Here is a 26,563-nt window from a genome sequence, read left to right as displayed (position 1 = left end):
GGAACGTCTGAATATAGATTTTATCGATCTGATAAATGTACACGATGTGGAGTTTGCCGATTTGAATCAGGTGGTTAATGAAACTCTGCCGGCTTTGGTTGAGTTGCGTGAAAAAGGAGTGGTAGGACACGTTGGAATTACCGACTTGCAACTCGAAAACCTGAAATGGGTAATTGACCATTCACCAAGCGGTACGATTGAATCTGTGCTTAGCTTCTGCCATTATTGCCTGTGTGATGATAAATTAGCAGACTTCCTGGACTACTTCGAATCCAAAGAAATCGGCGTGATTAATGCTTCTCCGCTTTCAATGGGACTGTTGAGTGAACGTGGCGTGCCTGCTTGGCATCCGGCTCCCAAACCCTTGGTAGAGGCTTGCCGTAAAGCAATGGAACATTGCAAAGCTAAGAATTATCCGATTGAGAAACTGGCTATGCAGTTCTCCGTCAGCAATCCCCGTATAGCAACGACTTTATTTAGTACAACTAATCCGGAGAATGTGAAAAAGAACATCGCTTTCATCGAAGAACCTATTGACTGGGAACTCGTTCGGGAAGTGCAGGAGATTATCGGAGAGCAGAAACGTGTAAGTTGGGCAAACTCATAAAACAGCGTCATTCGTATGGACTATACAATTATTGATGCGCACGCCCATCTGTGGTTACGACAGGATACTGTTGTGGACGGATTGCCTATCCGGACTTTGGAAAATGGCCGTTCGGAATTTATGGGAGAAATCCGGCAAATGGTTCCGCCCTTTATGATAGACGGAGTGAATAGCGCGGAAGTTTTTCTTTCGAATATGGACTATGCGCAAGTGGCTGCGGCTGTCATTACCCAAGAGTTTATTGACGGTATTCAGAATGACTATTTGTCGGAAGTCGTTTCCCATTATCCCAACCGTTTCTTTGTTTGCGGAATGTGTGAGTTTCGCAAACCTGGATTTTTGGAGCAGGCGAAAGAGCTTATAGCCAAAGGTTTTAAGGCTATAAAAATCCCTGCCCAGCGCTTGTTGTTAAAAGAGGGACGGGTAATGCTGAATAATGAGGAAATGATGCAGATGTTTCATTCTATGGAAGAACGGAATGTCATGCTCTCCATCGATTTGGCTGACGGAGCAACACAGGTTTTTGAAATGGAAGAGATTATTCAGGAATGTCCCCGCCTAAAAATAGCTGTCGGGCACTTCGGAATGGTGACACGTCCGGGCTGGAAAGAACAAATCCGCCTGGCACGTCATCCCAATGTGATGATTGAATCCGGAGGAATCACCTGGCTTTTCAATGATGAATTTTATCCTTTCAAAGGAGCAGTGAAAGCCATTCGGGAAGCGGCGGATTTAGTTGGCATGGAGAAACTGATGTGGGGATCGGACTATCCGCGCACCATTACTGCGATCACCTATAAGATGTCATACGATTTTATAGTGAAGTCTTCCGAGCTGACGGAAGAGGATAAAAGACTCTTTTTGGGAGAAAATGCTCGGAACTTCTATGGATTCACGGATCTCCCCGTACTTCCTTACATCAAGAACATGTCCGAATGATGGAGAAAACATCCTTATCGTAAAACTAGATTTATACCATGAAAAAGAATACATATACAATACCTTTAGCGTTGGTTTTCTGCCTTTTCTTTCTGTGGGCGATAAGCAGCAATCTGCTTCCCACAATGATCCGGCAATTGATGAAGACATGTGAACTGAATACCTTTGAAGCCTCCTTTACCGAGACTGCCTACTGGTTGGCTTATTTTATTTTCCCCATCCCCATAGCGATGTTTATGAAACGTTACAGCTATAAGGCGGGAATTATTTTCGGACTGGTATTAGCAGCAATCGGAGGCCTGCTTTTCTTTCCTGCCGCCATTTTAAAAGAATATTGGGCTTACCTCTGTATCTTCTTTATTATCGCTACGGGAATGTGCTTTCTGGAGACGGCTGCCAATCCGTATGTGACGGTTTTAGGAGCACCCGAAACAGCTCCCCGCCGATTGAATCTGGCGCAGTCTTTTAATGGACTCGGAGCTTTTATCGCTGCCATGTTTTTGAGTAAGCTCATCCTTAGCGGAACTCATTACACGCGAGAGACCCTTCCTGTAGATTATCCGGGAGGCTGGCAGGCCTATATCCAATTGGAAACGGATGCCATGAAACTCCCTTATCTGATATTGGCTATATTGTTGATTGCCATAGCTGTTGTCTTCATCTTTTCAAAATTGCCGAAGATTGGGGACGAAGGAGAAACGGTTTCTTCCGATAAAACGACTTCTTCCGGTAAAACAAAAGACAGCAGTCGGAAAGAAAAACTGATAGACTTCGGTGTATTGAAACACTCACACTTGCGTTGGGGAGTGATTGCACAATTCTTCTATAACGGCGGACAAACAGCGATAAACAGTCTGTTCTTGGTTTACTGTTGCACTTATGCCGGATTGCCGGAAGATACGGCGACTACCTTCTTCGGATTGTATATGCTCGCATTTCTTTTGGGGCGTTGGATCGGTACCGGATTGATGGTGAAATTCCGTCCACAGGATATGCTACTGGTTTACGCCTTGATGAATATTCTTTTGTGCGGGGCAGTGATGGTATGGGGAGGTATGATCGGGTTATACGCAATGTTGGCTATCTCTTTCTTTATGTCTATAATGTATCCCACGCAGTTCTCATTGGCGCTAAAAGGACTGGGGAATCAGACAAAGAGCGGTTCGGCATTTCTGGTAATGGCTATTGTAGGCAATGCCTGCCTGCCACAGTTGACGGCTTATTTCATGCATGCCAATGAGCATATCTATTATATGGCCTATTGTGTACCGATGATTTGTTTTGTCTTCTGTGCATATTACGGCTGGAAAGGTTATAAAGTAATCGATTAATAAATTTATTTATCAAACATATCCAATGAAAGCAGTTCAAATTGTCAATCCCTCCGAAATGAAGGTGGTTGAACTGGAAAAACCGACCGTTGGTGCCGGTGAAGTATTAGTAAGAATCAATTATGTGGGTTTCTGTGGCTCTGATCTGAATACCTTTTTGGGGCGTAATCCAATGGTGAAGTTACCGGTAATCCCGGGACATGAGGTAGGAGCGGTGATTGAGGAGGTTGGTCCGAATGTTCCGGCTGGCTTTGAAAAAGGGATGAACGTGACATTGAATCCATATACCAATTGTGGTAAATGTGCTTCCTGTCGTAATGGTCGTGTCAATGCCTGTGAGCATAATGAAACGTTAGGGGTACAGCGCAATGGAGTGATGTGCGAATATGCAGTTTTACCTTGGACGAAAATTATTCCGGCTGGTAATATCTCTCCTCGCGATTGTGCGTTGATTGAGCCGATGAGTGTCGGATTCCATGCGGTATCTCGTGCGCAGGTGATCGATAATGAATATGTGATGGTTATTGGCTGCGGTATGATTGGTATCGGTGCCATTGTACGTGCTGCTTTGAGAGGGGCAACGGTCATTGCTGTCGACTTGGATGACGAGAAACTGGAACTGGCGAAAAAGGTAGGTGCTTCTTATGTGATTAACTCCAAGACAGAAAATGTACACGAACGGATGCAACAGATAACAGAGGGCTTCGGTGCCGATGTGGTGATTGAAGCTGTCGGCAGTCCGGTCACTTATGTGATGGCGGTGGATGAAGTCGGTTTTACAGGGCGTGTGGTTTGCATCGGTTATGCCAAGAGCGAAGTAGCTTTCCAAACAAAATATTTCGTTCAGAAAGAGCTGGATATCCGTGGTTCCAGAAATGCGTTGCCGGCAGATTTCCGTGCGGTTATTAATTATATGAAAGAAGGCAACTGTCCGGTAGAAGAACTGATTTCGAAGATTGCCAAACCGGAAGGAGCTTTGGAAGCTATGCAGGAATGGACGGCTAATCCGGGAAAGGTGTTCCGCATACTGGTTGAGTTCTGATAAGTTCTTGTAATAAGAATAGTTGTTGATACCTGTTGTTCGGGTATGTAATAAGTGAGAGGAGGCTGAATACAGTCTCCTCTCTTTGGGAGATAGGGTGATGTAACATGAGTAAATATAGATGTAACATCCTTTATCCGATATGTAGCATCACAAAGAAATCATGTAGCATACTTTGGGCAATATATCTGTTTGCATTTTCTATTTTTGTGATGTGGAAGATAACAAGGAACATTTTAAATAATTAGCTTTCAAATAATAGATAATGTAGCCAGTTAATAAAAAAACGATGATTATGCTGAAAACAAAAATCAACACTATTCTGCTGTGTACTCTTTTTACATGGTTCTTCCCGCTATCAGCCGGAGCACAATACCGTAATCCTATTCTTTATGCTGACGTGCCCGATATGTCGGTGTGTCGCGCAGGTGATTACTTTTACATGGTTTCCACCACTATGCACCTGATGCCGGGAGCGCCTATCATGCGTTCGCCGGACATGAAACATTGGGAAACTATTAGCTACGTATTTCCCCGCATTGACGATGGTCCCCGTTATGATCTGCTCGAAGGCACTGCTTACGGGCAAGGACAATGGGCATCATCTATCCGCTATCATGACGGTAAATTCTATGTATGGTTTACAGCCAATGGCGCGCCCGGACGCGGGTTTGTCTATACTGCGACAGATCCGGCCGGTCCCTGGAAACTTCTTTCGCGTCCCCCGCATTTCCATGACGGTTCGCTTCTGTTTGATGATGACGGGCGGGTGTATCTCTTTCACAGTACGGGACAGCTTACGGAGTTGAAACCCGATTTGACCGATGTACTTTCCGGTGGCATCAATCAGCAAATATTTGAACGGGATGCTGACGAACAAGGTCTGTTGGAAGGTAGTTCCGTCATCAAGCATAATGGGAAATATTATTTGCTGATGATTTCTATGGATTGGAGTATTCCCGGCCGTCTGCGTCGTGAAGTATGCTATCGTGCCGATAAGATTACCGGACCTTACGAAAAACGTGTCATTCTTGAAACGGAGTTTGACGGGCATGGCGGTGTTGGTCAGGGATGCATCGTAGACGGGAAAAACGGTGAATGGTACGGACTGATTTTTCAGGATCGTGGTGGCGTAGGGCGTGTGCCGTGTCTCATGCCTTGTACATGGACGGAAGATGGTTGGCCTATACTGGGAGACAAGGGTGGGCACATTCCGAATGATACCACTTTATCGTATATGTCAATGGATGGTATCTGCGGTTCGGATGATTTTTCCGCTTCCGGACTTTCCCTCTATTGGCAGTGGAATCATAACCCCGTCGATCAGGCATGGAGCCTTACCGACCGTCCCGGATTTTTGCGTTTGAAAACCTCCCGCGTGGTAGATAACCTGTTTGTTGCTCCCAATACGTTGACTCAACGTATGGTAGGACCGAAATGTATGGGCACTGTCAGTCTTTCTCTGGGGGGGATGAAAGATGGTGACCGTGCAGGATTATCGGCTTTTAATGGTGACAGCGGTGTGCTTACGGTTGAAAAGAACGGAAATAAACTGTCTCTTGTGATGAGTGAACAGAAAAGCGTGTTTGAGAAAACGAAGCGTGCCATTAGCCGTGTGGATATGACCGAACAAGCCCGTATACCTCTAAACAAAGAGCTTGTCTATTTGCGTGTGGAAGGTGACTTTACCAATGGACGGGATGAGGCTCGTTTTTCTTATAGTCTTGATGGGAAAACATGGATACCTGTCGGTCTGCCTATTAAGATGAAGTTTGACTACACTCGTATGTTCATGGGCAGTAAGTTTGCCATATTTAATTATGCTACACATTCTGTGGGCGGTTATGTAGATGTGGACTCTTTTGATTATTCGTTCTGTGATGCGTCAATGTAACACAAAAATATGTATTTGTAACCAATGAAACATTGTTTTATTGGAAAATAGGCTATTTTTGTTTCCAAATTAATCATAACTAATAAGTATAATATTATGAAAAGAGGTTGGATACCGATTATGGGTGTTTGTTTGGTGTTATCGTTTTCGGCATGTAAGCAATTGCTGCCTTACCAGGACACTTCTTTAACGGCGGAACAACGGGCGGAGGATTTGTTGCCCCGGTTGACTTTGGAAGAAAAAGTATCATTAATGCAAAATGCGTCACCTGCTATCCCTCGACTGGGAATTAAAGAATATGAGTGGTGGAATGAGGCGTTGCACGGTGTGGGACGTGCCGGATTGGCTACTGTTTTTCCGCAGTCTATCGGTATGGGAGCTTCTTTTAATGATTCATTATTATATGAAGTGTTCAATGCCACTTCCGATGAGGCTCGTGTAAAATCGCGTATTTTCGGTGAAAGCGGCATGCTGAAACGCTATCAGGGATTAACATTCTGGACACCGAATGTCAATATATTCCGTGACCCTCGTTGGGGACGCGGTCAGGAAACATACGGTGAAGACCCTTATCTGACAGGACAAATGGGAATGGCTGTAGTCCGTGGTTTGCAAGGACCGGAAGATGCCAGGTATGATAAGCTGCACGCATGTGCCAAGCACTTTGCCGTTCATTCAGGACCGGAGTGGAACCGGCATAGTTTTGATGCGGAGAATATAGATCCCCGGGATTTATGGGAAACCTATCTGCCTGCTTTTAAAGATTTGGTACAGAAAGCGCATGTAAAGGAAGTGATGTGTGCCTATAATCGTTTTGAGGGAGAGCCTTGTTGTGGCAGTAATCGCCTGTTGATGCAAATATTGCGGGATGAATGGGGATACAAAGGCATTGTAGTCTCTGACTGTGGAGCGATCTCCGATTTCTATAGACCGGGAACGCATGGGACTCACCCGGACAAGGAACACGCTTCGGCCGCTGCTGTGCGGACAGGTACAGACCTTGAATGTGGAAGTGAATATGCTTCACTGGCGGATGCTGTAAAAGCTGGTTTGATTGACGAAAAAGAAATAGATATTTCATTGAAACGTTTGTTGACAGCACGTTTTGAACTGGGAGAAATGGACGAACAACCGGCTTGGTCGGAAATTCCAACCTCTGTGTTGAATAGTAAGGAACATCAGGCATTGGCTTTGCGTATGGCTCGTGAATCATTGGTGCTCTTGCAGAATAAAAACAACATCCTGCCTCTGAATACCCATCTGAAAATAGCCGTTATGGGACCTAATGCCAATGACTCCGTGATGCAGTGGGGAAATTATAACGGTATTCCGGCACATACGGTTACCTTATTGGAAGCTGTCCGTGCCAAACTACCGGAAGGACAAATCATATACGAACCGGGTTGTGACCGTGTGGATGGAAAGACACTCCAAAGCCTGTTTGATGAATGTAGCATAAATGGTAAACCCGGTTTCTTGGCAGAATATTGGAATAATCGTGATCGTGAAGGGGAAGTGGTTGCTACCGACCAGATTTCCACTCCGTTTCATTTTGCGACAACAGGGGCTACTACATTTGCGCCCGGTGTGGAAATAACTAATTTCTCGGCTCGTTATGAATCTGTCTTTCGTCCTTCGCAGTCGGGTGATGTTGCTTTCCGTTTCCAACTGGATGGTGAAGTGACTCTTATTATAAATGGTGAGCAAGTGGCTCGGAAAATATATGTTAAGAATCCGACGAACCTCTATACGTTACAGGCGAAAGCTGGAAAAGAGTATCATATCGAGATTTTATTCAAACAACGGAATGAAAGGGCTACACTTGATTTTGATTTGGGCAAAGAGGTCGGGATCGACTTGAACTTCGCAGTGAAGAGAGTAATGGATGCTGATGTGATTCTTTTTGCTGGTGGAATTTCTCCAAGTCTGGAAGGTGAGGAAATGCCGGTAGAAGTTCCCGGATTTAAGGGTGGTGACCGTACGGATATTGAACTTCCGGACGTTCAACGTGATTTGTTGAAAGCTTTGAAGAAGGCTGGTAAAAAGGTTGTCTTTATCAATTATTCCGGTTCAGCTATCGGACTAGTGCCCGAAACGACTACTTGTGAAGCGATTCTGCAGGCATGGTATCCGGGACAGGCGGGTGGTACAGCTATCGTTGATGCTCTTTGGGGAGAGTATAATCCCGGTGGACGCCTGCCGGTCACTTTCTATAAGGATGTGAATCAATTGCCGGACTTTGAAGACTATTCCATGAAGGGACGTACCTATCGATATATGCAACAGCAACCACTTTTCCCATTCGGTCACGGGTTGAGTTATACTACGTTTACTTATGGAGAAGCTAAATTGAGCAAGAATACAATCGCTAAAGGTGAAAATGTAGTATTGACTATTCCGGTAAGCAATGTCGGGCAACGTGATGGAGAAGAGGTGGTTCAGGTTTATTTGAGACGTCCGGGTGATAAGGAAGGTCCCCGTTATACCTTGCGTGCTTTCAAACGCGTTCATATTCCGGCAGGGAAAACTGAATCAGTAGCTATTCCTCTTACCGGTGAGAACTTTGAATGGTTTGATGTAGAGTCGAATACGATGCGTCCGTTGGAAGGTACTTATGAATTACTGTATGGAGGAACTTCTGATAGAAATAAGTTGAAAACGATTGTAATGAAAGTACAGTAATACCGCTTTGGAATTTTGTTTATTTTTACAGATAGACAATCCGGATTTATTTATTGAATGAATAAAGAAAGAACGACCTTGTTCCTTTAAAAGGAACGGGTCGTTTCTTTTAAACCAAGCCCCCGTTTCTTTTAAACCAACGGGGGCTTTCCTTTAAAGGAAAATGAATATTTGCTAATTCTTGATATTCAGCATTTTATATGATGGAAGATAAAAGTGCTGAAATAATAGGTAATGTAGTTATTTATCTTACCATTTTTCTGTTTTGGGGCTTTTTGTTACATCATAAAAGAATCATGTTACATGTCTGTGATAAATGTAACCTGTATATAGATGCCTGTATCATGATTGTACAAGTATGATAAAACCGAATCGATACATTTGCAAACACTACTATGGAACAGAAAATTATAGAAAATAAAAAGTGATAATATGAGAACATTAAAATTGATTTTGTCGGGCTGGCAATCCGTGGGGCTTGTCGTATTTATTATGCTGTTTTTTAATATGGAGGTGAGTGGCAAGGGTAAAATAACAAAAAATGCTCCTGTCTTTACGCAATTTATTTATCAGGGGGAGGATGCTATTTATCAAAACAATCCTTTAAAGCCGGGTGAGTTCTATAATCCTATTTTGCAGGGTTGCTATCCCGATCCGAGTATAACGCGGAAAGGTAATGATTATTATTTAGTATGCTCATCTTTTGCTATGTTTCCCGGGGTACCTATTTTCCATTCTAATGATCTGGTCAACTGGAAACAAATCGGTCATGTGCTGGACAGAACGTCACAATTAAAGGTTGGAGATTGCGGTATTAGTGCTGGTGTATATGCTCCTGCTATAAGATATAATCCCAATAATGATACGTTTTATATGATAACCACTCAATTTTCCGGTGGCTTTGGAAATATGGTGGTAAAGACAAAGAATCCGGAGAATGGCTGGAGTGATCCGATCAAACTTCAATTTGAAGGTATTGATCCTTCTCTTTTCTTTGATGATAATGGCAAGGCATACGTGGTACATAATGATGCTCCTGCTAAATCAAACGAGCGTTACTCGGGACACCGTGTCATAAAAATATGGGATTATGATGTGGAAAATGATAAAGTGGTTCCGGGAACGGACCGGATCATCGTAAACGGTGGCATCAATATAGAAGAAAAGCCGATATGGATTGAAGCTCCTCATATCTATAAGAAAGATGGACGTTATTATTTAATGTGTGCGGAAGGAGGAACCGGAGGCTGGCATAGCGAAGTCATTTTTGTAAGTGATCATCCGAAAGGACCTTATCTTCCGGCAAATAATAATCCTATTTTAACTCAACGTTATTTTCCTGCAAACCGGGCGGATAAAGTAGACTGGGCTGGTCATGCAGACTTAGTGGAGGGACCCGACGGAAAATATTATGGTGTATTTTTAGGAATACGCCCCAATGAGAAGAACAGAGTGAATACCGGACGCGAAACTTTTATTCTTCCGGTGGACTGGAGCGGAACATTTCCCGTTTTCGAGAATGGGCTTATCCCTATGAAACCTACATTGAAGATGCCTTCGGGAGTTGAGAACCAAACAGGGAAAAACGGTTATTTGCCTAGTGGCAACTTTGTCTTTAAGGATGATTTCTCCGATAAGACATTAGATTTTAGATGGATCGGTCTTAGAGGTCCTCGTGAAGAATTCGTTGAGATGACCGATAAAGGGTTGCGGATCATCCCTTTTACCTCAAATATCAATGAAGTGAAACCTACTTCTACTTTGTTCTACCGTCAACAGCATAATCAATTTACAGCGGCAGCAACCATGGAGTACAAACCGAAAAATGAGAAAGATTTTGCCGGTATAACATGTTATCAAAATGAAAGATATCACTATGTTTTCGGTATCACTAAAAAGGGAAAAGACTATTACCTGATACTGCAAAGAACCGAAAAAGGACAAGCGAGTGTCCTGGGTGAGGTGAAGATAGAAACAGAGAAACCTGTGACACTGCAAGTAACAGCCAATGGAGATGATTATCGTTTTAATTATTCGATTGATGGCAAAAGTTTCCTAAATTTAGGAGGAACCGTTTCCGGAGATATTCTTTCTACTAATGAGGCTGGTGGCTTTACAGGAGCAATGATTGGACTGTATGCAACATCTGTTGGTTATTAATTAGAAACCTTATCATTCTATAATTATGAAAATACATCATCTATTTTGGGGTATATGTTTATGCTTCAGCACAAATATCTTATTCGCACAGAACTATCAGAAAACATCGTCTGGTATCAAAACCACTGTGAATGCAGTGGATATAGAAGTACAATTCTTTGCGCCTGCTGTGGCGAGAGTAATAAAGTCACCGGAAGGTGTTGCCTATGAAAAACAGAGTCTTTCTGTAATTGCCAAACCTGAAAAGGTGAGTTTCAAAGCTGATATACAAGATAATAAGATTGTATTGAACACCAGTGAACTAAGTGTCAGTGTGGACACCGGGACGGGAATTGTTTCTTATTTCTCAAAGGATGGCGAATCATTATTGGCAGAGAAATCCGGTATGCAGTTTATCGATTTCGATGATGCCGGGACAAAAACTTATCAGGTTTATCAACCTTTTATATTAGATAAGGAGGAAGCCATTTATGGTTTGGGACAATTGCAAAATGGAAAGATGATTCAGCGGAACATGACTAAAAATCTGATACAGGGAAATGTTGAAGATGTGTCACCTTTCTTCCAGTCCACTAAAGGATATGGTGTGTTTTGGGATAACTATTCGCCGACTCTTTTTACGGATAACGAAGTTGAAACATCTTTCCGTTCTGAAGTAGGTGACTGTGTGGACTATTATTTCATGTATGGGAAGAATGCCGATGGTGTAATAGCACAAGTACGCGGCTTGACCGGACAAGCACCGATGTTTCCTTTATGGACTTATGGTTATTGGCAAAGTAAAGAAAGATATAAGAGCCAGAAGGAAGTGGTAGACGTTGTTCGTAAATATCGTGAATTGGGTATTCCCTTGGATGGCATTATTCAGGACTGGCAATATTGGGGGCATAACTATTTGTGGAATGCGATGGATTTTCAGAATCCGACTTTCAATAATCCTCAAAAGATGATTGAGGATGTCCATGCGATGAACGCACACATGGCTATATCTATCTGGTCGTCATTCGGACCGATGACCAAACCTTATAGAGAATTGGACAAAAAAGGGATGTTGTTTAACTTCACTACCTGGCCGCAATCGGGATTGGAGTCATGGCCCCCCAACATGGAATATCCTTCCGGTGTAAGAGTGTATGACGCTTACAATCCCGAAGCGCGTGATATTTATTGGAAATATCTGAATGATGGAATTTTCAAGCTGGGAATGGATGCCTGGTGGATGGACTCTACCGAACCCGATCATCTGGATTGGAAGCCGGAGGATATGGATACCAAAACCTATCTGGGCTCGTTCCGTAAGGTGCGCAATGCTTATCCGTTGATGACTGTCGGAGGGGTTTACGACCATCAGCGTGCAGTGACTTCGGACAAACGGGTGTTTATTTTAACCCGTTCGGGATTCTTGGGGCAACAACGTTATGGTGCAAATGTATGGAGTGGTGATGTCGCTTCCACATGGGAGAGTTTTAGAAATCAGATTCCTGCCGGATTAAACTTCTCTTTGTGTGGTATGCCTCACTGGAATAGTGATATTGGTGGCTTTTTTGCAGGACATTATAATAAAAGCTGGAATGATGATAGTGCTTCAAAAAATCCATTGTATCAAGAACTTTATGTGCGTTGGTTGCAGTTTGGAACGTTCAATCCGATGATGCGTTCGCACGGGACGGATGTTTATAGGGAAATCTATAAGTTCGGAAAGAAGGGCGAACCTGTATATGATGCTATCGAGAAGATGATAGGTTTACGTTACTCTCTGTTGCCTTATATTTATTCTACTTCTTGGGAGGTGAGCAATCGTCAATCGAGTTTTATGCGCGCTTTGATGATGGATTTTGTAGATGACAGAAAGGTGTGGGATATCAATGACGAATATATGTTTGGAAAATCGATCCTTGTGGCTCCGATTGCTCATGCACAATATACACCGGAAGCTGTGGTAAAAGTCTCCGAAGAAGAAGGATGGAACAGAGATGGAGCGAAAAAAACAAAAACTGACGCTGCTGTGGATTTCATGGAAACGAAATCTACTAACATATACTTACCGGCAGGAACGCTATGGTATGACTTCTGGACGAACGAGAAACATGAAGGCGGAAAGGAAATTACCAAAGAGACTACACTGGATGTTATTCCATTGTATGTAAAAGCGGGTAGTATTATTCCTGTCGGTCCACAAGTTCAGTATGTAACTGAAAAACCGTGGGATCATCTTGAATTGAAGGTGTATGCGGGTGCGAATGGAAACTTCATTTTATATGAAGATGAATTTGATAATTACAATTATGAAAAAGGAGCTTATACGGAAATTCCAATCTCTTGGAATAATGCATCTCGTAAATTGACGATAGGGGCAAGAAAAGGTGCGTATGAGGGAATGTTGAAGAACCGTAAGTTTACTGTAACTCTTCAGGACGGGACTCAAAAAAACGTCGATTATAATGGGAAAGCGATTTCTGTAAAGTTTTGATTGTAATAGAATGTGTGATTATGTCAGTAGAAAAGAATCTAAAAAGTAGAAATATGATGAAGTTTTTTATAGTGATGGCTATGCTATTGGGTAGTAGCGTTGCAAGTGCAGAAAATAAACAGATAACAAGTCCTGATGGAAAGTTGGTAGTAACAGTCGCAGATATGGATGGAAGACCTTCTTATTCTGTTAGTTATGACAATGTTCTTTTTTTGAAGCCATCTCCATTGGGGATTATTGCAAATATAGGAGATTTCTCATCGGGGATGTCGCTGGAGAAGAATGTTTCAACCAATAAAATAGATGAAACATACGAGTTGGCTTCTATTAAGCAGAGCAAGGTTCGTTATGTGGCCAATGAAGCTGTATTTTCGTTTACGCAACAAGGGAAAACAATTTATGATGTTATATTCCGCATAAGTAATAACGATGTTGCTTTTAAATATAAGATGTATCCGCAAGGTGAGACACTAAGTTGCGTGGTTAAGCAAGAAGTCACAGGATTTGCATTTCCTGACGGAACCACCACTTTCCTTTGTCCGCAAAGTAAACCGATGGGAGGATTTGCCCGTACTTCTCCAAGTTATGAGACGTCTTATACGGCAGATGATGTCGCAGGCAAAAATGGCTGGGGAGAAGGATATACATTTCCCTGTCTGTTCCGTAATGGAGATAACGGTTGGGTGCTTGTTTCCGAAACGGGAGTAAATGGTGAATATTGTGCGAGCCGTCTGTTGGGACACAAAGGAGGAACGTATACAATCGGATTTCCGCAAGAAGGTGAAGCAAATGGGAATGGTACGGTTTCTCCAGGGATAGCATTACCGAGCGAGACGCCTTGGCGTACTATTACTGTGGGCAAGACTTTGGCTCCAATAGTGGAGACAACGGTTCCTTTTGATGTTGTAAAACCGCTTTATCCGGCAAAAGGAGAGTATACGTATGGACGGGGTTCATGGAGCTGGATTATCGGTATGGATGGAAGTACTAATTATAAAGAGCAACTCCGGTATATTGATTTTTCGGCAGCAATGGGGTATCAATCTGTGTTGGTGGATGCCCTGTGGGATAAACAAATAGGACGTGATAAAATTGAAGAATTGGCTAAATATGGGAAGGATAAAGGGGTAGCTCTTTATTTATGGTATAATTCGAATGGGTATTGGAATGATGCTCCGCAAACTCCGAGAGGTATTATGGATAATGCGATAGCCAGACGTAAGGAGATGAAATGGATGCAAAGCATTGGTATCCGTGGAATAAAAGTTGACTTTTTCGGAGGTGACAAGCAAATGACTATGCAGTTGTATGAGGATATCTTGTCGGATGCAAACGAGTACGGTCTTTTAGTTATTTTCCATGGATGTACTTTGCCTCGTGGCTGGGAACGTATGTATCCTAACTTCGCATCGAGTGAGGCTGTATTGGCTAGTGAAAATCTTCATTTCTCTCAAGGCAGCTGTGATAATGAGGCCTTTAATGCTACCTTGCACCCGTTTATTCGTAATACTGTGGGTAGCATGGATTTTGGAGGTAGTGCATTGAACAAATATTATAATGCGGATAATGCTCCACGGGGAAGCCGGCGGGTGACATCAGATGTCTACGCACTGGCTACGGCGGTTCTATTTCAGAGTCCGGTACAGCATTTGGCTCTGGCACCGAATAATCTGACCGATGCTCCATCGTGGGCAATTGATTTTATGAAAGAGGTTCCAACGACTTGGGATGAGGTACGTTTCATTGACGGTTATCCTGGGAAATACGTTATTCTTGCCCGTCGTCATGGAGATAAATGGTATATTGCCGGAGTAAATGCGCAGAAGGAAACACTGAAACTTAAAGTTAATTTGCCGATGTTCTCCAATGGGGAAAAGGTGAGACTGTTTAGTGATGATAAGGCATTGCAGGGTAGCGTAAAACAAATAGAAATAGGAAAGAAACAAGAATTGCAATTGGCTATTCCTTGCAATGGTGGAGTATTAATAACCAAATAACCATTTAAAATAAAAGAATATGAGAAACTTAAAATTTTTAGGCGTGTCGTTTTTGTTGGCAATGACTGCCGCCACTTCAGGAACTGCACAAAATCCTATTATCCAGACAAAATATACCGCTGATCCGGCTCCGATGGTATATAATGATACCGTTTTCCTTTATACAACTCATGATGAGGATGATGCCGAAGGATTCAAAATGTTGGACTGGTTACTTTATACTTCCACCGATATGGTCAATTGGACCGATCATGGAGCTGTCGCTTCTCTGAAGAGTTTTGATTGGGTGAAACGTGATAACGGTGCTTGGGCAGAACAAGTCATCGAACGTAATGGCAAATTTTATATGTATTGCCCGATTCATGGTAATGGTATTGGCGTATTGGTCTCCGACTCTCCTTACGGTCCTTTTAAAGACCCATTGAACAAACCGTTGGTTTGGCAGAAGGAGCATTGGTATGACATTGACCCGACCGTATTTATTGATGATGACGGACAAGCGTATATGTATTGGGGCAATCCGAATGTTTATTATGTGAAACTGAATGAGGATATGATTTCATATTCGGGGGAAATTGTACAAGTGGAAAATAAACCGGAACATTACCAGGAAGGTCCGTGGGTGTATAAACGGAACGGGCATTATTACATGGCTTTCGCTTCAACTTGTTGCCCGGAAGGGATTGGCTATGCCATGAGCGACAAAGCTACCGGACCATGGAGTACAAAAGGATATATTATGCGTCCCACAGAGCGGAGTAGAGGAAATCATCCTGGAATTATCGATTATAAAGGTAGCTCTTATGTATTTGGCCTAAATTATGATTTGCTTCATTTGGAGACTTTGGATCATAAGGAACGCCGTTCGGTCTCTGTTGCAAAAATGCATTATAATCCGGATGGAACTATTAAGGAAGTTCCTTATTGGCAGGAGACGAAACTGGAACAGATTGAAAACTTTAATCCTTACCGTAGAGTGGAAGCTGAAACGATGGCTTGGGGATATGGTCTTAAAGCTGAAAATCATAAGAATGGTGGTTTGTATATAACCGATATTGATGATAATGAATATCTGTGTGTGCGTGGTGTCGACTTTGGCAAGAAGGGAGCAAAGAAATTCAGTGTAAGCGCAGCTTGTGTTGAAAAAGGCGGAATGATAGAAATTCGTCTGGACAGCACTGAAGGTCCGGTAATAGGCAGTGTCAGTATATCACCGACAGGAGGACTGGATATATATAAACAGATGTCATGTCGGATAAAGAATGCAAAGGGTGTACATGATCTTTATTTCTGCTTTAAAGGAGAGAAAGGAAACAAACTTTTCAATCTGGATTATTGGGAATTTGAATAGCTTTTATTCAAAAAAATGAGATTGTAATGTGCTTATAATCAGTGTAATTGTTTGGGTGTGCTACAAGGGGAAAGATAGATGTAACATTGAAAATGAAGATGTTATTTAGGAAAAGAAGCCCGTAACATAATTATGTTTGTAGTTTTATGAACTGGCATATCTTTGCAGAAAAGATCAGTAATTCATATTTGATTATAAAGAAAATAAGAAGTATTATGAAGAATACACAGGTAATACAATTAATGTCAATCGTCCGGCTCTCCATATTTATGTTGGGGATAACAATGATGTCATGTAACTCAAAGAAAGAACAACAATTACCGGCTATTGGAAAATCTGTGGCTCTCTTTGATTATTTTTCTTATAAGGGAAATGATGATTTTTATATTTCCAATCCTCTGTCAGGTGAAGACTATTTCTATAATCCTATTTTGCCGGGATGGTATTCTGATCCTAGTGTTTGCACAAATGGAGAAGGTGATTATTTTCTGGTAACATCTACATTCACTTATTTCCCCGGTGTTCCTATTTTTCACAGCAAAGACTTGGTGAATTGGAAACAGATAGGGCATGTGTTGAACCGTGCTTCGCAATTAGTGAATATGGAAGGACAGAAAGTGAGTGGCGGTATTTTTGCTCCGGCTATTTCTTATAATCCGTATAACAAGACATATTATATGGTAACAACCAATGTCGGAGCCGGAAATTTCTTTGTTAAGACGCAAGACCCGTTTGGTGAATGGTCGGAACCCGTCATGTTGCCGGAGGTCGGAGGTATTGATCCTTCTTTCTTTTTTGATGAAGATGGTAAGGCATATATTGTTAATAATGATGAGGCTCCGGATAATAAACCTGAATATAGCGGACACCGTACTATACGCATACAAGAGTTTGATGTGAAAACAGATAAGACGATCGGTCCCCGTAAAATTCTTGTAAACAAAGGAGCCCAACCGGCAGACAAACCAATTTGGATAGAAGGTCCTCATTTATATAAGATAAATGGAAAGTACTTCTTGATGTCCGCCGAAGGTGGAACGGGAAACTGGCATTCGGAAGTGATTTTCCGTGGTGATTCTCCGATGGGTAAATTTCTTCCATGGAAAAACAATCCGATTCTGACGCAAAGACATTTGAATTCTGACCGTCCTAATTCGGTAACCTGTGCTGGTCATGCAGACTTGATTCAAACAAAAGAGGGAGATTGGTGGGCTGTTTTTCTGGCTTGTCGCCCTATTAATAATCAGTTTGAGAATTTGGGACGTGAAACATTTATGATGCCGGTGAAATGGAGCGAAGACGGATTCCCGTACATGACTCAAGGCGATGATTTAGTACCTATGATTGTAAGACGTGAAGGTGTGAAACGAGATTCGACAGTTACTTATGGTAATTTTGAGTTGATAGAGAACTTTGATTCTCCTGTACTTGACATGACGTGGATGACTTTGAGAACTTCTGCTTCCGATCTATATTCTTTGTCGGAAACACCCGGATATCTGACTTTGAAGTGTGCTGGCATCAGTGCTACGGAAAAGAAGACTCCGGCATTTGTCTGCCGTCGGTTACAACATCATAAATTTGAATGTGCTACCCGTATGTTGTTTGATCCCTTTGACGACAAGGAAATGGCAGGAATGCTATTGTTTAAAGATGAGGCGCACCAATATTTTTTAGCAGTCAGCAGAGATGACTTAGGTAAATGTATTACTCTCCAAAAGGTTGGAGAATTGGGTACTGAGCTATTAGTACGACAGGATATTGGGGAAGAAATAAAAGTGATTGATTTAAAAATTATCTCAGAAGGTAATTATTACAACTTTTATTATTCGCTCACGGATGGAAACTGGGAATTATTACATAAAAATGTGGATGCTAGTTATTTGTCTACATCTATTGCTGGGGGATTTACCGGCACTACTATTGGTTTGTATGCTACTTCAGAAAAATAATTAACCTTTAAATTTAGTATTATGGAATATAGAATTGACAATAGTTAGTATAAATAATTTCTTTATGAGGCAAATTTAAAAAAATGAGAATAATATTAATATCTTAAACTAATTGTAATGGAAAATGTAAAGAAACAATTTCAAAAGATTCTCTATCTTTTTCTATTGATGTTGTTGAGTAGCCTGACGGTCTCAGCACAGCGAGGAATCACGGTGAGAGGATCGGTAGAAGATGGTAATGGTGAACCCGTTATTGGTGCTTCGGTAGTTGTAAAAGGCAGTAGCTCAATCGGTACTGTATCTGATTTGAATGGTAATTTTGTATTGACAGTTCCCAGTGATAAGTCAATTCTTGTAGTTTCATTCATAGGAATGAGTTCTCAGGAAGTAAAAGCTACTGGTAAAGGAAAAATAACAGTGGTTTTAAAGGATGATTCTCAAATCCTAGAGGAAGTAGTAATAGTTGGTTATGGGCAGCAAAAGAAGGCGAGTGTGGTAGGAGCCATTACACAAACTTCTGCTAAAGTGCTTGAACGTTCTGGTGGTGTATCTGATTTAGGTTCGGCTTTGACTGGTAATTTGCCGGGTGTTGTAACGACAGCTAGTACCGGTATGCCCGGTGAGGAAGATCCGCAAATCAAAATTCGTGGTATGAGTTCTTGGAATAATAGCTCACCTCTGATTTTGGTAGATGGCATTGAACGTCCGATGACCGGTGTTGATATTAGTTCCGTAGAATCTATTTCTGTTTTAAAAGATGCTTCGGCTACAGCTGTATATGGTGTAAAGGGAGCTAATGGTGTTATCTTGATTACGACAAAGCGCGGTCAAGAAGGTAAGGCTACGATTAATGCCGGTGCTAGTATGACATTAAAGTTACCTTCTAAACTACCCAATAAATTGGACTCTTATGATGCATTTATGCTTAGAAACGATGCCGTAGAGTATGAATTGGGGCTTGCTCCAGATTCTTGGAATTATATGATGCCACAGGCGCTCATGGATAAATATCGCAATCCGGCTAATCAGGCAGAGCGGGAAAGATATCCCAATATTGATTGGACTGACTGGATGTTTAAAAATTATGCTTTTGCAGAGAATGTGAATGTGAGTGCAAGTGGAGGTGCTAAGTTTGTAAAATATTATGCTGCTATTGACTATCAGCACGAAGGTGACTTGTTTAAAGAATACGATAATGGACGTGGGTATCAGACGACATATGGATATAACCGCATTAATATGCGTAGTAATCTTGATTTTCAGTTAACTAAAACGACCTTATTAAAAGCGAATATTGCTGGTTCCCACGGTGTGAAACAGGGCCCTCGTACAGATTACGAATACAATATTTGGGGAAGTGCTTATACTACTCCACCGAATGTGTTTATGCCTCGTTATGAAGATGGTACATGGGGGTATGATCCGATAAATAATGCAAATAATTCTGTAGCAGGATTAGCGTTGGCTGGGCAAAACACTCGGACGACCACCCGTCTGACAACAGACTTCGTATTAGAACAGAAATTTGATTTCCTACTGAAAGGTTTGAGTGCAAAAGCTTCGATTTCTTGGGACAATGTGTTCTTGGAGCAGAATCGTGGTGTAAACTCTACAGATGGTGCATTATACAAATATATCAATCCGGATACAGGTGAAGTAAGTTATAATCCGTCAGTCGGTAGCCATAATTTCGATTTTCGCGAGCAAATAAATTGGAATCCAGAAGGAGGAAGCGTGGATAATGGTGCTACAGAGCGTCATATGTACTATTCGGCACAGATAGATTATAATAATACATTTGGCAAACATACGGTTGGAGCTATGGGATTGTTCAGCCGTCAAGAACGTGCCAAAGGTAGTATTGTGCCACATTACCGTGAAGATTGGGCTTTCCGTTTAACTTATAATTATGCAGACAAATATTTTATAGAATATAATGGTGCTTATAACGGCTCGGATAAGTTCAGTGCCGACAACCGTTTTGCTTTCTTTAATTCAGGTGCTATCGGCTGGATGATTAGCGAGGAAAAGTTTATGAAAAAATTGAAGTTCTTAGATATGTTAAAGGTAAGAGCTTCTTATGGTGAAATTGGTAATGATGAGATTGGAGATGAATGGGACACATCAAGACGTTGGCTGTATATGACTCAATGGAATTTGGGAGGAAATATAAAAACGGGGGCATATAATGTAGATAGTCCCTATACTTTCTATCGTGAGACTACTGTGGGGAATGAAGATATTCACTGGGAAGTGGTTCGGAAGTTTAATTTAGGAGTTGATTATTCCTTCTTTAACGGCTTGGTAGCAGGTAGTGTGGAATTCTTTAAAGATAAACGTACAGATGTCCTAATTAATGGTTCAGATCGTGCTACACCTTCTTATTTTGGAGGAATAACCAAAGCACCGTGGGCTAACTTGGGAAAAGTAAAAAATCAAGGGTATGAAGTAGAAGTTCGTCTCAATAAAGTGTTGAAGAATGGTTTGCGTTTGTGGGCAAATATGAACATGACTCATGCTAAAAATGAGATATTGGAGCGGGATGAGGGTGAGCTACTTCCTGAATACCAGAAAAAAGCAGGAAAGCCAATTGGACAAACGTATACCTATGTAGACCATGGTTATACACAGACAATGGATGATTTATATGGGAGTACACCGTTCGAGTCTGGTGATGATCAGAAACTGCCGGGTACTTATGCCATTCTTGACTATAATGGCGACGGGGTTATTAATTCCTATGATCAGATTCCTTATGGATATTCTGCCGATCCTCAGAATACTTACAGCGCTTCTGTTGGTTTTGATTGGAAAAACTGGAGTTTCTTTGTTCAATTTTATGGCGTGAATAATGTGACGCGGCAAGTGGTGTTCTCTACATTCGGCAAAAAACAACTGATTGCTTACGATGAAGGTTCACGTTGGACTAAAAACATGACTAATCCGGATGTACCGATGCCACGCTGGGGGTCGACTACAAACGGTTATTATGACGCGGCACGCTATTTCTATGATGGCTCGTATATACGTCTTAAAAATATAGAACTGGCTTACACGTTTACAAAAGGCTGGGTCAAAAGTCTGGGAATATCCAATTTAAAATTATATGTAAACGGTAATAACTTATGGGTGTGGACACGTATGCCGGACGATCGTGAGTCTAATTTTGCTGGAACCGGATGGGCTTCACAAGGAGCATATCCTACGATAAAACGTGTTAATTTTGGCTTAAAATTCACATTATAAAATGATATAAAAATGAAAATATATATACGTACATTAATATACACCACCTTTTTGGCTGCATGTTTAGGTATGACTTCCTGCGAGGATTACTTGGACAAAGCACCTGAAAGTACAGTCTCTTCCGAGGATGCTTTCAAGAACTTTAAGAATTTTCAGGGTTTTACCGAGGAGCTATATTATTGCATCCCTGATTTTGCACATGGATATTGGAATAATTCTTTTAATTGGGGAGAAGATGAGATAATTTCTTTTGGTGTGGATTATCACATGGGATATAAGGTTGATATGGGAGACTTTTGGGGGTGGCAGTCTGAATTTGACGGTTGGCAGTCAGGATGGATGGACCGTTCCAGTACAGAGGCGAATTCATCAGACCGAATGAAAAAATCGATGTGGCCGTTGGCTTGGTATGGTATTCGTAAAACCAATTTAGGATTGGAAAACTTGAGTAAGATGACTGAGTCTACCCAAGAAGAAAAAGATTTGATCGCTGGTCAGCTTTATTTCTTTCGTGCATGGTTTCATTTTGAATTGATGCAGTATTTTGGTGGTCTGCCTTACATCGATAGTGTCCTTTCTTCTTCTGAGCCGTTGAGAAACCCACGTTTAAGTTATCAAGAATGTGCTGACCGTGCAGCAGAAGATTTTCGTCGTGCAGCTGATTTATTACCGATCAATTGGGATAATACTAATGCCGGAAAGGTGACTTATGGAAATAATCAACTGCGTATAAACAAAATTATGGCTTTGGGTTATTTAGGTAAAAATTATCTTTGGGCAGGTAGTCCGTTAATGAATTATGCATCTCAAGGAGGTACTTCTTATAATGCCGATTATTGTAAAAAAGCTGCAACTGCATTTGCAGAATTACTTGATTTAGTCGAAAAGGGACAGACGCAGTATGCATTGGTTGATTTTGAGCATTATTCTGATATATTTTATACATATAAACAGAATTTTATGAATCCAGGCTCTACGGAAGCTATTTTTCAGACCCCTATGTATGATGCATGGATGGGATCAGGATGGTCTTTAGGCCCTCAATTCGTTGCGTCTATGATGGCAGGTGAAACAAATAATGTCTTATTTACTCCAACTGCTAACTATGTGAATTATTACGGTACGGCAGACGGACTGCCGTTGGATGATCCGGATTCTGATTTTGACAAAGAATATCCTTGGCGTAATCGTGATCCTCGTTTTTATCATGATATTATATTCGATGGATTGCAAGTGATACAAAATACCAGTAAATTTAATGCAGAACAAGAAGCGGCAAAAATACAATTTGCTAATTTGTATACAGGTGGTAATTATCGTGACATAGCTAGCCAAAGCCGCACGGGATATCTTCTTCGTAAATTTGTTCCGCTTACAGTGAATAATTATGATGAAGGTCTTCGTGACTATGGAGATGCGCTTACTATTCAGGTCAGTTGGATGCGTTTAGCAGACATCTATTTGATGTATGCTGAATCTGTAGTAAACGGTTATGGTTCACCTACGGCAAATGCTTCAAGCTTGGCATTGACAGCATTGGATGCAGTAAATAAAATAAGAAAACGTGCTGGCGTGGATGATGTTGCTGTAAAATATACTGGCTCTGTAGATAAGTTTATGGGGGAGTTAAGAAGAGAGCGTGCGGTAGAGTTGGCATATGAAGGACATCGTTTTAATGACTTGCGTCGCTGGTTATTACTGAATGAATACCCTTACAATATTAAAACATCTCAAGAGTTTGAACGTGTTGGTGTGTTTGATGAGGCTGACCCTACACAGAATCGTGTAGCAAACTTTAGAGAAGCAACAATATTACAACGTAATTATTCGGATAAACATAACTGGATGCCTTTGAAAACTTCAGATGTAACTATTTATCCTGAATTTAATCAGAATCCGGGCTGGTAGTAATTTCCTTAAACTAATTAAATAGAAAAGAAAAATGAAATATATACGAGTAAAATCCATTTTATGTGTGGTAGTTGCAGCTTCATTCCTATACGCAGAAGCACAAACTCCGCAGGTTGGAGTGCAAGAAGCAAATCCTGATTCGTTGGAAACTACTCAGAAGGAAACTGTACAAGTGGCTTTTCGTAAAGTGAATCAAAATGATTTGTTAGGAGGGGTTTCCTTTGTAAATGTAGAGGAACTTATGAAAAAGAATTACAACACCTATAGTCTTACTGATATGCAAGGTTATGTAGGTGGTTGGAATGGAAGCAGTTTGTGGGCAATGGATAGTTATCTAGTACTAGTGGATGGAGTACCGCGTGATGCTGATAATGTGATGCCTTCAGAGATTGCGCAGATTTCTTTCCTGAAAGGTGCATCTGCTGTAGTACTGTATGGAAGTCGTGCAGCAAAAGGAGTTATCTATATCACTACTAAACGTGGAAAAGTTGGTGGAACAAGTATTGACGTACGTGGTAATACTGGGTTTCACGTGCCCGTCAGTTATCCTAATTACCTGGGATCTGCTGAATATATGACATTGTATAATGAAGCTCGTGCCAACGATGGATTGGATCCTACATATACTGAAAAAGATATCTATAACCATGCTTCCGGTTCGAATCCGTATCGTTATCCCGATTTGAACCTTTATTCTTCAGATTATCTTAAGAAAGCATATAATGAATCAGATGTGACGGCAGAAATATCCGGCGGATCGGAGAAGGCACGTTTTTATACCAATATCAATTTGTATAATGTAGGTTCATTGTTGAAATATGGTGAAGCTGATAAAGATCGTGTCACACGTTTCAGTGTGAGAGGTAACATTGACGTTTCGTTGGGGCAGTATGTAAAAAGTTACGTGAATGCAAATGCTACATTCTACGATGGGCGTGCTGCTAGTGGTGATTTTTGGGGAGCTGCATCTACATTACGGCCTAATCGCTTGTCTCCATTAATTCCTGTTGATTATTTAATGCCAAATGATGAAAATTCGTGGACCATGGTTAAGAATAGTAATAATTTGATTGATGGCAAATATCTATTGGGTGGAACTCAACTCGACCAAACGAATGCGTTGGCAGGTCTTTACGCATCGGGTGTCAATACATTTACTAGTCGTCAGTACCAGTTTGACATGGGTGTTGAGATTGATTTGTCGTCAGTTTTGAAAGGCTTGTCTTTTCAGACAAAGTTTGCTGTAGACTATGCAACTACTTATAATAAATATTATAGTAACAGTTATGCCACTTATGAACCAAAATGGGCTAATGTTAACGGCAAAGATGTAATCATCAGTTTAACTAAGTATGGTGAAGATAAAAAAGATGGTGTACAATATGTGTCCGGTAGTTGGAATCGCCAAACTATAGCTTTCTCAGGACAATTTAACTATAATACGAAGATCGCTGATGCACATAATCTTTCGGCTATGTTGATTGCAGCTGGTTATCAGCAAGGAGAAAGCGGTGTATATCATAAAACGAGTAATGTAAATCTGGGTTTACAAGTTGATTATGATTATTTGAATAAGTATTATGTTAGTTTCGGAAGCGCGTTGGTACATTCAGCCCGCCTGCCTGAAAATAACCGGAATGCATTTTCACCTTCTCTAACATTAGGATGGCGGCTTGGGAAAGAAAATTTCTTGGCTGATTCTTCTATAGTGGATGAATTGATGTTGACAGCTTCAGGTTCTATACTGCATACAGATTTGGATATTGCAGATTATTATATGTATCAGAGTACTTTCAACCAATCAGATGGAGCATGGTGGGGATGGGCAGATGGAAATCAAAGTCATGCTACAGAGTCGAAAAGAGGTATGAATAATGATCTATCTTTTATTAAACGTAAAGAGTTTAGTGTTGGCTTACGTGGAGCTTTGTGGAAAAAGTTAATATCTTTTGATGCATCTTTCTTTGCGAACACTATGGAAGGAATGTTAGTACAACCTTCAACAATTTATCCTAGCTATTTTAAGTCATACTGGCCTGAAAGTACATTGATTCCTTATGTAAACTATAACAACAGCAGCCGCACCGGATTTGACCTGGCTTTGAATTTTGAGAAGAAGATTGGGAATGTAAACGCGAATTTGGGTATGACTGGTACATATTATACCAATAAACATACGCGTGTAGATGAATTGTATGCCGATGAATATCGTTATCATAAAGGGCGTCCTACAGATGGTATATGGGGATTACGTACAGATGGTTTCTATCGTGATGAAGCGGATATTGCCGCATCTCCTTCTTCTTCTTTGGGAGAAGTAAAACCTGGTGATATTAAGTATATTGATCAGAATGGTGACAATGTAATAGACGAGAAAGATGAAGTTTACTTGGGTGAGCGTTATGGTTGGCAGGGAGCACCTTTTACAATGGGAATAAACTTGACACTCAAATGGAAAAATCTGACTTTTTTTGCGTTAGGAACCGGATATTTCGGTGCTTCAGCTATGAAGAACAGTGATTATTATTGGGTGTATGGTGATAAGAAATATTCGGAAGTTGTGAGAAACCGTTGGACTCCTGAAACTGCTGAAACGGCGACCTATCCTCGTTTGACTACCTTGAGTAATACCCACAATTTCCGTAATTCGGATTTCTGGATGTATAAAACGAATAGGTTTAATCTTGCTAAGATACAGGTAACTTATGATCTTCCCAGCTTCCTGTTCCGTGGTTCTTTTGTCCGTAGTTTGTCTGTTTATGCTTATGCTTCAAACTTATTGACAATATCTAAAGAGCGCGAAATTTTGGATTTGAATACCGGCTCCGCTCCCCAGAACCGATTCTATAATCTAGGCTTTAAAATAGGTTTCTAATAATGTACATTTTATACATAAAAGAATAATCTTATGAAAGAGATACTAACTATTATAATTGCGGCTTTCCTGTTGGTTGGGTGTGATGATTTATTTTGACCGGCAA

The 26,563-nt window shown here is 41.2% G+C and carries 14 protein-coding genes; all 14 read left to right on the top strand.

The window, feature by feature from the left end; translation table 11 throughout:
- The coding region (locus tag ACT8YW_RS13065; RefSeq protein ID WP_444105430.1) for an aldo/keto reductase at positions 1 to 607 on the top strand (607 nt) is incomplete at its 5' end.
- Between the two features lie 15 nt (positions 608 to 622).
- Positions 623 to 1,546: an amidohydrolase family protein gene (locus tag ACT8YW_RS13060; protein ID WP_203462885.1), complete on the top strand. Its 924-nt coding sequence runs from the start codon at positions 623 to 625 to the stop codon at positions 1,544 to 1,546.
- A gap of 38 nt (positions 1,547 to 1,584) precedes the next feature.
- Positions 1,585 to 2,877 carry an L-fucose:H+ symporter permease gene (gene fucP / locus ACT8YW_RS13055; protein ID WP_444105427.1) on the top strand — a complete coding sequence of 431 codons (1,293 nt, stop codon included), beginning with the start codon at positions 1,585 to 1,587 and terminating at the stop codon, positions 2,875 to 2,877.
- 25 nt (positions 2,878 to 2,902) lie between these two features.
- Complete coding sequence (locus ACT8YW_RS13050; protein WP_444105425.1) at positions 2,903 to 3,919, top strand: zinc-binding alcohol dehydrogenase family protein; 1,017 nt, start codon at positions 2,903 to 2,905, stop codon at positions 3,917 to 3,919.
- A gap of 295 nt (positions 3,920 to 4,214) precedes the next feature.
- Positions 4,215 to 5,813, top strand: coding sequence for a glycoside hydrolase family 43 protein (locus tag ACT8YW_RS13045; protein WP_444105423.1), 1,599 nt, complete (start codon positions 4,215 to 4,217; stop codon positions 5,811 to 5,813).
- A gap of 96 nt (positions 5,814 to 5,909) precedes the next feature.
- Positions 5,910 to 8,495, top strand: coding sequence for a xylan 1,4-beta-xylosidase (xyl3A, locus tag ACT8YW_RS13040; protein WP_444105421.1), 2,586 nt, complete (start codon positions 5,910 to 5,912; stop codon positions 8,493 to 8,495).
- A gap of 432 nt (positions 8,496 to 8,927) precedes the next feature.
- Positions 8,928 to 10,655, top strand: coding sequence for a glycoside hydrolase family 43 protein (locus tag ACT8YW_RS13035; protein WP_444105419.1), 1,728 nt, complete (start codon positions 8,928 to 8,930; stop codon positions 10,653 to 10,655).
- A 25-nt stretch (positions 10,656 to 10,680) separates the two neighbouring features.
- A complete protein-coding gene (locus ACT8YW_RS13030) occupies positions 10,681 to 13,125 on the top strand; it encodes a TIM-barrel domain-containing protein (protein WP_444105417.1) in 2,445 nt (814 codons plus the stop codon).
- Between the two features lie 20 nt (positions 13,126 to 13,145).
- Positions 13,146 to 15,122: a glycoside hydrolase family 97 protein gene (locus ACT8YW_RS13025; protein ID WP_444105415.1), complete on the top strand. Its 1,977-nt coding sequence runs from the start codon at positions 13,146 to 13,148 to the stop codon at positions 15,120 to 15,122.
- Positions 15,123 to 15,141: 19 nt separating this feature from the next.
- Positions 15,142 to 16,473: a glycoside hydrolase family 43 protein gene (locus ACT8YW_RS13020; RefSeq protein WP_120144823.1), complete on the top strand. Its 1,332-nt coding sequence runs from the start codon at positions 15,142 to 15,144 to the stop codon at positions 16,471 to 16,473.
- 215 nt (positions 16,474 to 16,688) lie between these two features.
- Positions 16,689 to 18,425: a glycoside hydrolase family 43 protein gene (locus ACT8YW_RS13015; RefSeq protein ID WP_149964119.1), complete on the top strand. Its 1,737-nt coding sequence runs from the start codon at positions 16,689 to 16,691 to the stop codon at positions 18,423 to 18,425.
- A 117-nt stretch (positions 18,426 to 18,542) separates the two neighbouring features.
- A complete protein-coding gene (locus ACT8YW_RS13010; RefSeq protein ID WP_149964118.1) occupies positions 18,543 to 21,671 on the top strand; it encodes a SusC/RagA family TonB-linked outer membrane protein in 3,129 nt (1,042 codons plus the stop codon).
- Positions 21,672 to 21,683: 12 nt separating this feature from the next.
- Positions 21,684 to 23,579 (top strand): RagB/SusD family nutrient uptake outer membrane protein, encoded by a 1,896-nt coding sequence (locus ACT8YW_RS13005; protein ID WP_444105411.1) that lies wholly within the window; start codon positions 21,684 to 21,686, stop codon positions 23,577 to 23,579.
- Positions 23,580 to 23,613: 34 nt separating this feature from the next.
- Positions 23,614 to 26,457 (top strand): SusC/RagA family TonB-linked outer membrane protein, encoded by a 2,844-nt coding sequence (locus ACT8YW_RS13000; RefSeq protein WP_444105410.1) that lies wholly within the window; start codon positions 23,614 to 23,616, stop codon positions 26,455 to 26,457.
- Positions 26,458 to 26,563 lie beyond the last annotated feature (106 nt).

The sequence above is a fragment of the Bacteroides sp. genome (assembly GCF_052357945.1).
Taxonomy (GTDB): domain Bacteria; phylum Bacteroidota; class Bacteroidia; order Bacteroidales; family Bacteroidaceae; genus Bacteroides.
The sequence above is the reverse complement of the archived record's forward strand: the minus strand, read 5'-3'. Positions and strand labels throughout refer to the sequence as shown.

Bases quoted from the DNA above. Each gene is read 5' to 3' on its own strand.
- ACT8YW_RS13005 (WP_444105411.1), top strand. From the start codon at position 21,684: ATGAAAATATATATACGTACATTAATATACACCACCTTTTTGGCTGCA.
- ACT8YW_RS13000 (WP_444105410.1), top strand. From the start codon at position 23,614: ATGAAATATATACGAGTAAAATCCATTTTATGTGTGGTAGTTGCAGCT.
- xyl3A (WP_444105421.1), top strand. From the start codon at position 5,910: ATGAAAAGAGGTTGGATACCGATTATGGGTGTTTGTTTGGTGTTATCG.
- ACT8YW_RS13050 (WP_444105425.1), top strand. From the start codon at position 2,903: ATGAAAGCAGTTCAAATTGTCAATCCCTCCGAAATGAAGGTGGTTGAA.
- ACT8YW_RS13060 (WP_203462885.1), top strand. From the start codon at position 623: ATGGACTATACAATTATTGATGCGCACGCCCATCTGTGGTTACGACAG.
- ACT8YW_RS13035 (WP_444105419.1), top strand. From the start codon at position 8,928: ATGAGAACATTAAAATTGATTTTGTCGGGCTGGCAATCCGTGGGGCTT.
- ACT8YW_RS13030 (WP_444105417.1), top strand. From the start codon at position 10,681: ATGAAAATACATCATCTATTTTGGGGTATATGTTTATGCTTCAGCACA.
- ACT8YW_RS13015 (WP_149964119.1), top strand. From the start codon at position 16,689: ATGAAGAATACACAGGTAATACAATTAATGTCAATCGTCCGGCTCTCC.
- ACT8YW_RS13010 (WP_149964118.1), top strand. From the start codon at position 18,543: ATGGAAAATGTAAAGAAACAATTTCAAAAGATTCTCTATCTTTTTCTA.
- ACT8YW_RS13025 (WP_444105415.1), top strand. From the start codon at position 13,146: ATGTCAGTAGAAAAGAATCTAAAAAGTAGAAATATGATGAAGTTTTTT.
- fucP (WP_444105427.1), top strand. From the start codon at position 1,585: ATGAAAAAGAATACATATACAATACCTTTAGCGTTGGTTTTCTGCCTT.
- ACT8YW_RS13045 (WP_444105423.1), top strand. From the start codon at position 4,215: ATGCTGAAAACAAAAATCAACACTATTCTGCTGTGTACTCTTTTTACA.
- ACT8YW_RS13020 (WP_120144823.1), top strand. From the start codon at position 15,142: ATGAGAAACTTAAAATTTTTAGGCGTGTCGTTTTTGTTGGCAATGACT.